We start from the raw sequence: 14,251 nt of genomic DNA on the forward strand, positions 1-14,251 counted from the left end.
AAAAATGACAAAAGTAGCTGTTATGTTAGCCAATGGCTTTGAAGAAATTGAAGCATTGACGGTTGTAGATGTTCTTCGCCGTGCAGGAATCCTATGTGACATGATTGGATTTGAAAAAGCGGTAACAGGTTCTCATGGTATTTCAGTTCAAGCAGATAAGGTTTGGGCTGGAAAGTTAGAGGATTATGACTTAGTGGTACTGCCGGGAGGAATGCCTGGTGCGACCAATTTGCGAGATGATGATCGTTTGATATCAGCTCTACAAAAGATGCAGGAAGAAGGCAAGTGGATAGCTGCCATTTGCGCAGCACCGATTGCACTCAATCGTGCAGGTATTTTAAAGGACAAACAGTTTACCTGTTACGATGGTATCGAGTCAGATATTGATTCTGGCATTTATATCAAGCAAACCGTCGTTGTTGACGGGAAAGTGATTACTAGCCGAGGACCTGCAACTGCTCTAGCTTTTGCTTATGAGTTGGTTCATCAGTTAGGCGGAGACAGTGAGCAGCTTGCAACGGCGATGCTTTACAATGATGTTTATGGTGATTGATTATCTATGATACTAAAACTTATTTGGAATGATCCAAGTAAGTTTTTTTATGAAAATTCATGTCTAAAATAGGCTTTCCTATCTGTTTTAACAGCCATTTTTTACAAAAATATGTTATAATAAAAGGTATGGATTATCAAGATTATATTTGGGATTTAGGGGGGACTCTCCTCAATAATTACGAGACGTCAACGGCTGCATTTGTAGAAACGTTAGCTGGTTTTGGGATTCAAGCTGCCCATGATGATGTTTACAAGGCGCTAAAGATTTCAACTCCTTATGCAATTGCTCAATTTGCGCCCAATACCCCTCATTTTTTACAAACTTATAAAGAAAATGAAGCGAGAGAGTTAGCTCATTCAGTATTGTTTGAAGGTGCTGCAGACTTGCTCAGAAATATCGTTGTACAAGGAGGGCGTAATTTTCTGATTTCTCATCGGAATGATCAGGTTTTAGAGATTCTTGATAAAACAGGGATTTCAGGCTACTTTACAGAAGTGGTGACTTCTAATCGTGGTTTTAAGAGAAAGCCAAATCCTGAGTCAATGCTGTATTTAAAAGATAAGTATCAGATTGAGAATGGGTTAGTCATCGGAGATCGCTCAATTGACACAGAAGCGGGTCAATCAGCTGGCTTTGCAACTTATCTCTTTGATGATATGGAAAATCTCAAGAAATTTATAAAAATATAGAAAAGGAATCGTATGTCAGAAGAAAATAAAGAACTGCAAGCACAGGATTATGATGCCAGTCAAATTCAGGTTTTAGAAGGTTTGGAAGCTGTCCGAATGCGTCCAGGGATGTATATTGGCTCAACTTCAAAAGAAGGACTGCATCATCTTGTTTGGGAAATTGTAGATAACTCAATTGATGAGGCATTAGCTGGTTTTGCAACACATATTCAAGTATTTATTGAGAAAGACAATTCGATTACCGTTGTTGATGACGGTCGTGGAATCCCTGTAGATATTCAAGAAAAAACAGGTCGTCCTGCGGTAGAAACTGTCTTTACCATTCTTCATGCTGGAGGAAAATTCGGTGGTGGCGGGTACAAGGTATCTGGAGGATTGCATGGTGTCGGATCTTCCGTGGTTAATGCTCTTTCTACTCAACTTGATGTTCGGGTTTACAAGAACGGTCAGATTCATTTTCAAGAATACCGTCGCGGGCACGTCGTAGCGGATCTGGAGATTATTGGCGAGACCGATCGCACAGGAACAACTGTTCATTTTACACCAGACCCAGAAATCTTCACAGAAACGGTTGAATTTGATTTTGAAAAATTAAATAAACGGGTGCAAGAACTAGCATTTTTGAATCGTGGTCTGCGAATTTCTATTACCGATAAACGGGAAGGTTTGGAGCAAACAAAAGATTACCATTATGAAGGCGGGATTGCCAGCTACGTCCAATATATCAACGAAAATAAAGATGTTATCTTTGAAAATCCGATTTATACAGACGGAGAAATGGATGATATTACTGTTGAAGTAGCCATGCAGTACACAACAGGCTATCACGAAACAGTCATGAGTTTTGCAAATAATATCCACACTCATGAAGGTGGGACGCATGAACAAGGTTTTCGTACAGCGCTCACACGTGTCATCAATGACTATGCCAAGAAAAATAAGCTTCTGAAAGAAAATGAAGACAACCTGACTGGTGAAGATGTCCGTGAAGGATTAACAGCTGTTATCTCTGTAAAACATCCTAACCCACAGTTTGAAGGACAAACAAAGACGAAACTTGGAAATAGTGAAGTTGTTAAAATTACTAATCGTCTCTTTAGCGAAGCTTTCTCAGATTTCCTTTTGGAAAATCCTGCGGTTGCTAAGAAGATAGTAGAAAAGGGAATTTTGGCGTCCAAGGCTCGGATTGCAGCCAAGCGTGCACGTGAAGTGACTCGCAAGAAATCAGGTCTTGAAATTTCAAACTTACCAGGTAAATTGGCAGATTGCTCCTCTAATGATCCACACGAAACAGAATTGTTTATCGTGGAAGGAGATTCAGCTGGTGGTTCAGCCAAGTCTGGTCGAAATCGGGAGTTTCAGGCTATTTTGCCAATTCGCGGTAAGATTTTAAATGTTGAAAAAGCTAGCATGGATAAAATTTTAGCCAATGAAGAAATTCGTAGTCTCTTTACCGCAATGGGAACAGGCTTTGGAGCGGATTTTGATGTGAGCAAAGCTCGTTATCAAAAATTAGTCATTATGACCGATGCCGATGTTGATGGTGCGCATATCCGAACCCTTCTTTTGACGTTGATTTATCGTTATATGAAGCCTGTTTTGGAAGCAGGTTATGTCTATATTGCTCAACCGCCTATTTATGGTGTGAAAGTCGGCAGTGAAGTGAAAGAATACATCCAGCCCGGAGCCAATCAAGAAGAAGAGCTACAGTTGGCATTGGAGCGTTATTCTGAAGGGCGTTCTAAACCAAGTATTCAACGTTACAAAGGCTTGGGAGAAATGGACGACCACCAACTTTGGGAAACAACGATGAACCCAGAACATCGCTTAATGGCGCGTGTCTCAGTCGATGATGCAGCAGAAGCGGACAAGATTTTTGATATGCTAATGGGTGACCGTGTAGAACCTCGCCGTGAATTTATCGAAGAGAACGCCGTATATAGTACATTGGACGTTTAAAAAAATCTGAAAAAATTCACATTTACCAAGAAAATTATGATATAATAATCATGATTATTTTCAAGTAATATTTTGAAGGAGTTTTACATGTCTAACGGACTAATCGTACTAATTATAGTGATAGCAGTTCTCTTGATTGTTGCTTACATAACTGCTGTCTTATTAAGAAAAAGAAATGATGCCTTGCTTGCTAAGTTAGAAGATCGCAAAGAAGAACTTTATAATCTTCCTGTAAACGATGAAGTCGAAGCGGTTAAAAACATGCATTTGATTGGACAAAGTCAAGTGGCTTTTCGTGAATGGAATCAAAAATGGGTTGACCTTTCTTTAAATTCTTTTGCAGACATCGAAAATAACCTCTTTGAAACGGAAGGTTACAATAATTCGTTTCGGTTTCTAAAAGCAAAGCATGGTATTGATAAAATTGAGAGCCAAATTGACTTGATTGAAGAAGATATTACTGCTATTCGCAATGCACTTGCTGAATTAGAAAAACAAGAGTCTAAAAATAGCGGTCGTGTCTTGCATGCTTTGGATTTATTTGAAAAGTTACAAGTGTCTGTGGCAAATGATACAGAAAGTTATGGCTCAGCGCTTCCTGAGATTGAAAAGCAATTAGAAAAAATTCAATCTGAATTCTCTCAATTTGTAACTTTAAACTCATCAGGAGACCCTGTTGAAGCAGCGGAAATTTTGGATAAAACAGAAGATCACATCCTTGCTTTAACGCATATTGTTGAAAAAATCCCAGAGCTTGTATCAGAATTAGATCAAAAGTTACCAGAACAGTTGGAAGATTTGGAGTCTGGTCATCGCAAATTACTGGAATCCGGTTATCATTTTATTGAAACTGATATTGAATCTCGCTTCCAACAGCTGCATACTAGTTTGAAACGCAACAGTGAAAACATTGCCAGTTTAGAATTGGACAATGCACAATATGAAAATACGCAAATCCAAGAAGAAATGGATGCTTTATATGACATGTTTAATCGTGAAATCAAGTCACATAAAGTAGTTGTCAAATTAGTTAATAGTTTACCAGGTTATTTAGGTCATACAAAAGAAAACAATCAAAATCTTTTAACAGAGATTGCCCGCCTTTCAAAATTGTATCTCTTGACAGAAAGCGATACGAATCATGTTCGTCGACTTCAAAGTGAACTTTCTAGCTTAGATGATGTTGTTTTAGAAGCGATTGAAGATTCTTCAGAAAGAAAACAAGCTTATTCTGTTCTTCAAGAAAATCTTGAAACCATTCAAAAACGTGTGAAAGAAATTGAAGATGAGCAGTTAGTGTTGAGTGAAAAATTGGCTAAAATTGAAAAAGATGATGCCAATGCTCGGCAAAAAGTTAATATTTATATCAACAAATTGCATACGATTAAGCGTTATATGGAAAAACGCAATTTGCCGGGTATTCCACGGAGCTTCCTGACCACTTTCTTTACTGCAAGTGATAACACAGAAGCTTTAGTAGCAGAATTGGAACAGTATCGTGTCAATATTGAATCAGTAAATCGTATGTTAGAGATTTTGACAAATGATATGAATGAACTGGAAAATGAGACTTACCGGATTGTTGAAAATGCTACTTTGACAGAGCAATTGTTACAATATTCAAATCGCTATCGTTCATTTGATGAAGGAGTTCAAACTGCCTTCAACCGTGCACTAGAGATTTTTGAAAATGAGTTTGATTATCAAGCATCGTTTGAGGAGATCTCGCAAGCATTGGATGTAGTAGAACCTGGTGTAACCAATCGTTTTGTTACATCGTATGAAAAAACGCGAGAAAATATCCGATTTTAAATTAAAACAATAAAGAGACAAGGTTTCATTTCCTTGCCTCTTTTTATTATGTTCTTTTCGTCAGTATCGTGATGTTCGGTATAAAATTGGCGACTAAAGCAGACGGTCGTGCTCCCTAATACAATTACTTGCAAATGAATAGAATCTGGGAAGATGACATATAGACAACAAAAAATCCCAACCATAGGCGATTGGGATTAGTCTCTTAAGAAGAGATTAATGAGTAAAAGCAACACAAACACCTTCTGGAACAAAGAAATCATGTGATAATTCTGTTAATTTTCCTGTTTCTGGGTCACGTTTGAAGACAGTCGCATTGTCTGAGTCTTGATGGGCTGCGATAATATACTGTTGATCTGGTGTAATATTAAAATCACGTGGATTTTTTCCATTAGTTGGTACGAATTCTACAAGTTCAAGTGTTCCATCTCCTGCTACTTTGTAAACAGCGATTGAATTATGTCCGCGGTTGGAGCCATAAAGGAAGCGACCGTCAGCAGATAGGCGAATAGCAGCTGTTCCATTAAATTCTGAAAAGTCTTCTGGTAAAGTGGAGATGGTTTGCAGGCGTTCAAATTGACCATCTCCATCGTAAATTAAAACTTCAATAGTAGAGTTTAATTCACAAATAAGATAAGCAATTTTGTAGTGAGGGTGGAACACAATATGACGTGGACCAGCGCCAGATGTCGCATGATAAGTCTCTAATCGATTTAGGCGTCCATAATCACTAATTTCATATGTCACAACTTCATCAGTTCCTAAATCACACGTAACCAGATACTTATCGGGTGTTAAATCTGCAAAATGCACATGAGCAGCAGCTTGGTTTTCATGAGGACCGTAGCCGATATGAACATCAGAATCAACTAATTTAAGGCTACCATTTTCTTGTCGTCTATAAACTAATACTTGTCCTTTATGGTAGTTTGCCCCGTAGACAAGGCTTCTTGCTTCATCTACACTCACATAGCATAGAGGAGCACCTTCGGCCACAACGTGATTGAGTAACTGTCCCGCTTTATTAAAGGCTGCAATGCCTCCCTCACCGTGTTCAGTTCCGACAGAATATAGGTTCTGTTGCTTGTCAAAAGCTAAATAAGTAGGATTTGGCTCTTTTGCAATAAGTGTTAAATTTGCCAGTTCTCCTGTGCTAGTATCAAAATCAGCTTTGTAAATTCCTTCTGAGCTACGACGTGTATAAGTTCCAAAATAAACTGTTTGTGTCATCATTCACCTCGAAATATTTGATACTTTCATTATAACACAAAAAGAGATGAAATGGTTTTCACAAGTGAAAGCTGCTGTCAGTTTTATGATGAAAAAATAGATAAAAAATAGATTCGAGATAGGATGGGAACAGATGACTTTGATACAATAAAAATAGATTTGCGGGTGGTGGCGCTAACAATCAGGGTTGTCTGTTTGACTTCTGAAAAATGTTTAGTTTTTTGGGAAGAAAGTTTTTATCCTGCATCACGGTTCAATCTTTGTAAGTTCACTATTTTGTTGTATAATAAAAGTAATCTTTACATTGATTAGCAGTCATTTAATTTTATATCTATATTTTAAGGAGTAAGAAATGCATAAGATTTTAGTAGTAGAAGATGACACTACGATTAATCAAGTGATTTGTGAATTTTTGAAAGAAAATCATTATGAGGTGACACCAGTTTTTGACGGGGCAGAAGCCCTACGTGAATTTGAGGAAAAATCGTTTGACCTCATCATTCTGGACGTTATGTTGCCCTCTATGAGCGGTCTGGATGTGTTGAAGGAAATCCGGAAGACGTCGCAGGTACCAGTTATGATGTTAACTGCACTAGATGATGAATATACTCAGCTGGTCAGCTTTAATCACCTTATCAGTGATTATGTTACCAAACCATTTTCGCCACTTATTTTGATGAAACGCATTGAAAATATTTTCCGGAGTACTGTGACAGAATCAGAGATTGTCATTGGAGACTTACGTGTTTCAATTGACGATTGTACAGTTTATTGGCAAGAAGAGAAAATGTCTCCTACTAAAAAAGAATATGAAATTATCCAAGCTTTAGCTCAAAGAAAAAATCATTTGGTGACTCGGGATCAATTGATGAATACAATTTGGGGTTATAGTGAACTGGATAGCCGTGTTTTGGATAACCATGTAAAAAATATTCGGAAAAAAATTCCTGGAATACCTCTTAAAACGATTACTGGTATGGGTTATCAACTTGGAGGAGAAGAAGAGTGAGAATTGCTAAAAAGCATTTTCTTTTGACAGGAACAATAATTTTTATTATCGTGACAACGGTTTTAACAACACTCTATTTTGTGATGCCTGTTTATTATGAGCAAGTCAAGCATCGAGAAGCTAAAAGTGAGTTCTTTCAGATTGCTCAGCAAGTTCAAGGAAAACCGTCAGATGATATAGGAAAGCTTTTAAGTGACTACAATCGAAAGAATACACGCGTCTGGTTTAGTATATTAGATGCGAAAGGAAAACTTATTTATCCACATATTGATTTAGCTAATGAAAAGGGAGAATTCCAATTAACAATTTTACCTTCTGACATGAGTTTGAAAAATCAAACTAAAAGTATGAGCAAGAAGATAAGAACGGCAGAAGGGACCACATTGACCTTACGTGGGGAATATTCGCTCCAACCAATATCGGATGCTACTTACGTGTTGTTAAGTCTTTATCCTTATATCTTATTCTTTTCGTTAACGTTAGGTGGTATAGTGGCTTTTCTTTATAGTCGATTTGCAACCAAACGCATTACAGATATTTCAGAGAGCACGCGAAAAATGGCAACTCTTTCTCCAGATGTGGCTTGTCCTGTCAAAGGGCGGGATGAAATATCCACACTTGCTCAAGATATTAACACTCTTTATCAAAATCTGTTGATGAGTATTGAAGCTTTGCGATTGGAAAATGAAAAAGTGGCTGAAAGCGAGCGGGAGAAAGCAGAATTTCTACGGATGACTTCTCATGAGCTGAAAACGCCGATTACCAGCATGATGGGAATTGTGGATGGTATGATTTACGGTGTTGGTGACTTCAAAGATAAAGATAAATACCTGCATAAATGTCGTGAAATTTTGGAAGAGCAATCAAAACTTGTACAGTCTATCTTGGCAATTTCTAAGATTGAAATGCGAATAGAAGCTGAAGAAGAGGACTTTTCACTTAATCAGCTCTTGGAGGAAAACTTGAGCAGCTATAAAATGTTAGCTGATGTGAAAGGCTACCAATTTACTGTACAGTTAGAAGAGTTTCAAGTGCATGGCAACAAGACTTATTTGCTGAAAGCTATTAAAAATTTACTAGATAATGCTTTCCATTATACAGTAGCTGGCGGAGAGATTCTTTTAATGATTAAAGACAATCAGTTAATCATTGAAAATGATGCGGAACATGTGTTGGATGAACAGCAAATCCAGCAAATATTTCAGCCATTTTATCGTCCGGATTACAGTCGTAACCGCAAAGATGGTGGAACAGGTCTGGGACTCTTTATCGTGCAACAGATTTTGGAAAATCATCATTTGCACTATCTCTTTGAAGCTGTTGATGACAAACGAATGCGGTTTACAATTTTTTTCTCAGATAAAGAAAGCTAAAAGTGGGAATCTGTTCATGAATTGAATGGATGACCGCTTTTTGTGTTTGACTCGAGCGTAAGAAGGAAATTCATAAAGGACTACCCTTTCTTCAAGAATTTTTTAGTGAAAAATGCTACAATGAGATAAATAAAGAAAAGGATGTCTGTATGGAACACAAAAAGAAGGATTTCAGCCTATCATGGTTTTTTCGGTGGTTTTTAGACAATAAGGCAATCACTGTTTTTTTGGTGACCTTATTGTTGGGGTTGAATATTTTTGTATTAAGCAAAATTAGTTTTATTTTTATTCCTGTTCTAGAATTTATCGGAGTTATCATGCTGCCGGTGATTTTAGCAGGGCTTTTGTATTATCTCTTAAATCCAATTGTAGATTTTATGGAGAAACATAAGATCAATCGTTTAGTTGCGATTACGATTGTTTTTATTTTGATTGCATTGCTCTTAATTTGGGGCTTGGCTGTAGCAATTCCAAGTTTGCAACATCAGATTGTGAGCTTTGTAAGGAATTTACCAGCTAATTTGCAAAAGTCGAATAAAATCATTCAAGATTTTTTGGAAAATCGAATTTCTGATGATGTCAAGCCTCAATTGGAAGAAATTGCGAATAATTTTTCAGATCAAGTGACAGCTTGGGCGAGTAATTTCTCATCGAAAGCGGTGAACTGGGTTAGTACATTAATTAGTACAGCTTCGCAAGTGATTGTAGCCATTATTATCATGCCTTTTATCCTTTTTTACCTTTTACGAGATGGGAAAAATTTGAAATCTTATTTGACAAAATTCATGCCAACTAAGTTTCGTGAACCTGTTGGGCAAATTTTGACAGACGTCAATACACAGCTTGCCAACTATGTTCGTGGTCAGGTGACTGTTGCTATCATTGTAGCGATTATGTTTATCATTTTCTTTAAGATAATAGGACTTCGTTATGCAGTGACGCTTGGAGTAACTGCAGGGATTTTAAATTTGGTTCCCTACTTAGGAAGTTTTCTCGCGATGTTACCGGCTCTTGTCTTAGGTTTGATTGCTGGTCCAATTATGCTCTTGAAAGTTATTGTTGTCTTTATTGTAGAGCAAACGATTGAAGGGCGGTTTGTATCACCATTGATTCTCGGTAGCCAATTGAATATCCACCCGATTAATGTCCTTTTTGTCCTTTTGACAGCTGGTTCTATGTTTGGTATCTGGGGCGTTTTGCTGGGAATTCCCGTTTATGCGTCTGCAAAAGTTGTGATTGCTGCTATTTTTAAATGGTATAAGAAAGTCAGCGGCTTGTATGAAGAAGAATCCGTAGATGAGACAGGAGAAGAAATTGAACAACAGTGAGAAAATGGTTGCTTCTTTGCAAAAGCAGGATTTGGCACATGCCAATAAATATTTTGAAAGAGCTCTAACAAATGATACAGAAGAAGAATTACTTGAATTAGCCGACTACTTAGAAAGTATCGGCTTTTTCCCTCAAGCTAAGCAAATTTATGAAAACTTAGCTCCCCACTATCCAGAATCCTATATTAGTTTAGCACAGATTGCTAGTGAAGATGGACAAGTGGAAGAGGCCTTTGCCTATCTGGAAGAAATTACTTCTGATAGTGACTGGTATGTGACAGCACTCTTGGTCAAAGCCGATTTGTACCAAATGGAAGGGTTGCCGGACGTTGCAAGAGAAAAATTAGCCGAGGCAAAGCAATTGTCTGACGAGCCGTTAGTGACTTTTGGCTTGGCTGAAATAGATTTTGAATTGGGAAATTTCAATCAAGCTATTAAAGAGTATGCTAGCTTAGACAATCGCCTGATTTATGAGCAGACGGGTGTTTCTACTTATCAGCGGATTGGCGTTTCCTATGCAAGTTTGGGGAAATTTGAAGTAGCGATTGAGTTTTTAGAAAAAGCTTTAGAGATTGAATACGATGATGCTGTAGCCTTTGAATTAGCGACTATTTTATATGACCAAAAAGAATATCAAAAAGCTAATCTATACTTTAAGCAAATTGATGCGATTTCGCCGGAATTTGAAGGTTATGAGTATGGTTATGCTTTGTCGCTTCATGCAGAACATCAGACAGAAGATGCATTGCGCCTCACGCAGCAGGGCTTGTCGAAAAATCCATTTGATACACGTCTTTTGTTGCTAGCTTCGCAGCTTTCTTATGAACTTCATGATGAGCAAAAGGCAGAAGATTATCTTTTGAAAGCAAAAGATAATGCGGAAGACTTGGAAGAAATTGCATTGCGTTTGTCTAATCTTTACTTAGAGCAAGAGCGTTTTGATGAAGTTTTGAAATTTGAGGAGCAAGACATAGACAATGTACTGACTAAGTGGAATATTGCGCGTGCCTATCAGGCTTTGGAACAGACAACAGCAGCTTTGGAGCGCTATCGTCTGTTGCTCTCGGATTTAAAGGAAAATCCAGAATTTTTAGAGCAGTATATTTATCTACTTCGTGAAATGGGGGATTTTGAAGAAGCAAAACACCAAGCAGAGTATTATCTTCACTTGGTTCCAGATGATATGGAGATGCAGGAATTGTACGATAGTTTGTAAAAAGAGTAACAAGCACAATCCTATAAGACGCATGGGAATTATGATATAATGATGAGCGTGATATTCAGGAAGGACGAAGAAAATGACTGAAAAATTTGGTGCTGATCTAATTGTAGATAGTTTAATTAATCATAAAGTGGATTATGTGTTTGGGATTCCGGGTGCAAAGATTGACCGTGTGTTTGATACCTTAGAGGACAAAGGTCCACAACTGATCGTGGCTCGTCATGAACAAAATGCTGCTTTTATGGCGCAAGGAATTGGGCGGATTACAGGAGAGCCAGGTGTCGTGATTGCAACCAGTGGACCAGGTGCTTCAAACTTAGCAACGGGATTGGTTACTGCGACCGCAGAAGGGGATCCTGTACTAGCTTTAGCCGGTCAGGTCAAACGAGCTGATCTTCTCAAACGTGCACATCAGTCCATGGATAATGCTGCACTGTTTAAGCCGATTACCAAGTATTCTGTCGAAGTGCAAGATGGCAATACTCTTTCAGAAATTATTGCCAATGCTTATCGTCATGCCAAGTCAGGGATGCCGGGGGCAAGTTTTATCTCCATTCCACAGGATGTGGTGGATAGTCAGGTTCGTGTGAAGGCTATTAAACCGTTGACGGATCCGCAACTGGGTTCTAGTTCAGTGGCTGACATCAACTACCTAGCGCAAGCGATTAAAAATGCTGTGTTGCCCGTTCTTCTCTTGGGGAATGGCGCTTCAAGTGCCAAAGTGACGGCTTCTATTCGTCAGTTATTGGAGCAAGTACAGTTGCCTGTTGTGGAAACATTCCAAGGGGCTGGGATTGTGTCTCGTGAATTGGAAGAAGCTACGTTCTTTGGACGTGTCGGACTGTTTCGCAATCAGCCGGGTGATATGCTCTTGAAAAAATCTGATCTAGTCATCGCTATCGGCTATGATCCGATTGAGTATGAAGCACGCAACTGGAATGCTGAAATTTCTGCCCGCGTCATTGTGATTGACGTAGAGCCAGCAGAGATTGATACTTACTTCCAACCGGAGCGGGAGCTGATTGGAGATATTGTAAATACTTTGGATTTATTGCTGCCAGCGATTAACGGCTATCAATTACCAGAAGGCTCGCGGGAATATCTGCAAGTGCTGCGAGATAAAATGGACGGTGATGTGAAATTTGACCGCAGCCAAATTGAAAAAGGTTGCCTACACCCGCTGGATATTGTCGAAGTTTTGCAGGAAAATACGACAGACGATATGACAGTTACAGTAGATGTGGGTACGCATTATATTTGGATGGCACGTTATTTCAAGAGCTATGAACCAAGGCATCTGCTTTTTTCAAATGGGATGCAAACGCTAGGTGTAGCATTGCCTTGGGCAATTTCAGCAGCCTTGGTTCGTCCTAACACCAAGATTATTTCTGTGTCTGGAGACGGTGGCTTCCTCTTTTCGGCTCAGGAGCTAGAGACAGCGGTTCGCCTGCACTTGCCAATTGTTCATCTCATTTGGAACGATGGTCATTATAATATGGTGGAATTCCAAGAAGAAATGAAATACGGTCGTTCATCTGGAGTAGACTTCGGAGCTGTTGATTTCGTTAAATATGCAGAGAGTTTTGGTGCGAAAGGATTCCGAGCAACATCTCCAGCAGAATTAACACAGTTGCTCCAAAAAGCCTTAAAGGAAAATGGACCGGTTATCATTGATGTGCCAGTGGATTACAAGGACAGCAGCACGCTGGGAGAAACGATTTTACCAGATGAGTTTTATTAAAGAAGAAGTGGGAAAGAACTCGAAATTGTTAAAAGAGTTCGTTTTTCCACTGTTTTTTCAAGGAAAGATAGTAAAAATTGCCTAGGAGGAGAAATGGCAGAGCTTGTAACATTATTTCACTACAATACTTTGGGGGCTTTGATGGCGGGGCTTTACAAGGGGACGATGACGATTGAAGAATTGCTTCAACATGGCGATTTAGGGATTGGTACTTTAGACTCTATTGACGGAGAGCTGATTGTGCTTGACGGTAAGGCTTATCAAGCCAAGGGAATAGGAGCAAGTCCTGAAGTGATAGAGGTTTCAACAGATATGACGGTTCCTTATGCTGCAGTGGCTTTCCACCAAGCAGAAGTGCGTTTTCGTCAGGACGTTGAGCTAAGTGATGAAGCGTTGAAGAAGCGCATAGAAGCTAGCTATGTCGGGGAAAATCTTTTTCGCTCAATTAAGATTCATGGTGAATTTAGCAGCATGCATGTACGCATGGCTCCAAAATCCTCTTCGGGGAAGAAGTTCGTAGAAATTGCCGCTCATCAGCCTGAGTACCATGCAGAACACGTTTCAGGAACGATTGTTGGCTTTTGGACGCCGGAGCTGTTTCACGGCGTTAGCGTAGCTGGTTATCATCTTCATTTTCTATCTGATGACCACCAATTCGGTGGACATGTCATGGATTTTGTCATGAAAAATGGAGAGGTTGAAATCGGAACGATTGCGGCTTTGGAGCAGCGTTTTCCGGTTCAAGACCAAGATTTTCTCTCTGCAAAATTGAATGTGTCGGAGTTAAAGAAAGATATTGAGAAATCGGAATAAAAGGCGGTGGACAAAGTTAGACAAAAGCTTAAATTCCATTCAAAATTCAAAAGAATGATGCCAAAAAGGCTTAAAATCGTGTTGTTAAAAGCACTGATTTTAAGCCTTTTATTTTTCTAAGAAGTCCTTGTAATGAGAATAAGTTCGTAGCTGTCGCCTCGGTCGACAAAGTGAACGAGAACTGGTTTAAGCTGTCGTCTCGGTCGACGGAGTGAATGAGAACTAGTTTAAGCTGTCGCCCCGGTCGAAGAAGTGAACGAGAATTGGTTTGAGCTGTCATTCACATTGACGACCTGCTTGAGAACTGATTTACTCTGTCCGAGGGTCGGACAGCTTGCTTGAAAAGAGATTTATTCCGTCTGAGGGTCGGACAGCTTGCCTGAAAAGAGATTCACTCTGTCCGAGGGTCGGACAGCTTGCCTGAAAAGAGATTCATTCCGTCCGAGGGTCGGACAGCTTACCTGAAAAGAAATTCATTTCATCCGAGGGTCGGACATATAAAAAATAGTCAGAAAAAGG

General features: G+C 39.1%; 11 protein-coding genes. 10 read left to right on the forward strand and 1 reads right to left on the reverse strand.

Annotation, left to right across the window (positions count from 1 at the left end):
- The first annotated feature begins 4 nt into the window (after positions 1-4).
- The 4 genes from HMPREF2984_RS08965 to ezrA all read left to right on the forward strand — a co-directional run bounded on the left by HMPREF2984_RS08965 (position 5) and on the right by ezrA (position 5,016).
- Positions 5-553, forward strand: coding sequence for a DJ-1 family glyoxalase III (locus HMPREF2984_RS08965; RefSeq protein WP_057489594.1), 549 nt, complete (start codon positions 5-7; stop codon positions 551-553).
- 128 nt (positions 554-681) lie between these two features.
- Complete coding sequence (locus HMPREF2984_RS08970) at positions 682-1,245, forward strand: HAD-IA family hydrolase (protein ID WP_070671174.1); 564 nt, start codon at positions 682-684, stop codon at positions 1,243-1,245.
- 12 nt (positions 1,246-1,257) lie between these two features.
- On the forward strand, positions 1,258-3,204 hold the full coding sequence (gene gyrB, locus HMPREF2984_RS08975; protein ID WP_003025329.1) for a DNA topoisomerase (ATP-hydrolyzing) subunit B: 1,947 nt from the start codon (positions 1,258-1,260) through the stop codon (positions 3,202-3,204).
- Between the two features lie 87 nt (positions 3,205-3,291).
- The gene (ezrA, locus tag HMPREF2984_RS08980) at positions 3,292-5,016 is read left to right on the forward strand and encodes a septation ring formation regulator EzrA (protein WP_070671176.1); all 1,725 of its coding nucleotides are present in this window, start codon (positions 3,292-3,294) and stop codon (positions 5,014-5,016) included.
- A 216-nt stretch (positions 5,017-5,232) separates the two neighbouring features.
- On the opposite strand, the gene HMPREF2984_RS08985 is transcribed toward ezrA, so the two are convergent.
- Entirely contained in the window at positions 5,233-6,246 is a 1,014-nt protein-coding gene (locus tag HMPREF2984_RS08985) for a lactonase family protein (RefSeq protein WP_049533592.1), read from the reverse strand.
- A gap of 352 nt (positions 6,247-6,598) precedes the next feature.
- On the opposite strand from HMPREF2984_RS08985, the gene HMPREF2984_RS08990 reads away from it, so the two are divergent.
- From HMPREF2984_RS08990 to budA, 6 genes are all read left to right on the forward strand, one after another.
- The gene (locus HMPREF2984_RS08990) at positions 6,599-7,255 is read left to right on the forward strand and encodes a response regulator transcription factor (protein ID WP_049533591.1); all 657 of its coding nucleotides are present in this window, start codon (positions 6,599-6,601) and stop codon (positions 7,253-7,255) included.
- Positions 7,252-8,628, forward strand: coding sequence for a sensor histidine kinase (locus HMPREF2984_RS08995; RefSeq protein ID WP_049533590.1), 1,377 nt, complete (start codon positions 7,252-7,254; stop codon positions 8,626-8,628). The genes HMPREF2984_RS08990 and HMPREF2984_RS08995 overlap by 4 nt, the downstream gene beginning before the upstream one ends.
- Positions 8,629-8,777: 149 nt before the next feature.
- Complete coding sequence (locus HMPREF2984_RS09000) at positions 8,778-9,956, forward strand: AI-2E family transporter (RefSeq protein WP_049533589.1); 1,179 nt, start codon at positions 8,778-8,780, stop codon at positions 9,954-9,956.
- The gene (locus tag HMPREF2984_RS09005; RefSeq protein WP_070671178.1) at positions 9,943-11,172 is read left to right on the forward strand and encodes a tetratricopeptide repeat protein; all 1,230 of its coding nucleotides are present in this window, start codon (positions 9,943-9,945) and stop codon (positions 11,170-11,172) included. Before HMPREF2984_RS09000 ends, HMPREF2984_RS09005 begins: the two co-directional genes overlap by 14 nt.
- An 82-nt stretch (positions 11,173-11,254) precedes the next feature.
- Entirely contained in the window at positions 11,255-12,919 is a 1,665-nt protein-coding gene (gene alsS / locus HMPREF2984_RS09010) for an acetolactate synthase AlsS (RefSeq protein WP_059220569.1), read from the forward strand.
- Positions 12,920-13,012: 93 nt separating this feature from the next.
- Complete coding sequence (gene budA, locus HMPREF2984_RS09015) at positions 13,013-13,732, forward strand: acetolactate decarboxylase (protein WP_070671180.1); 720 nt, start codon at positions 13,013-13,015, stop codon at positions 13,730-13,732.
- Positions 13,733-14,251 lie beyond the last annotated feature (519 nt).

It is taken from the genome of Streptococcus sp. HMSC066E07 (assembly GCF_001814695.1).
Taxonomy (GTDB): domain Bacteria; phylum Bacillota; class Bacilli; order Lactobacillales; family Streptococcaceae; genus Streptococcus; species Streptococcus hominis.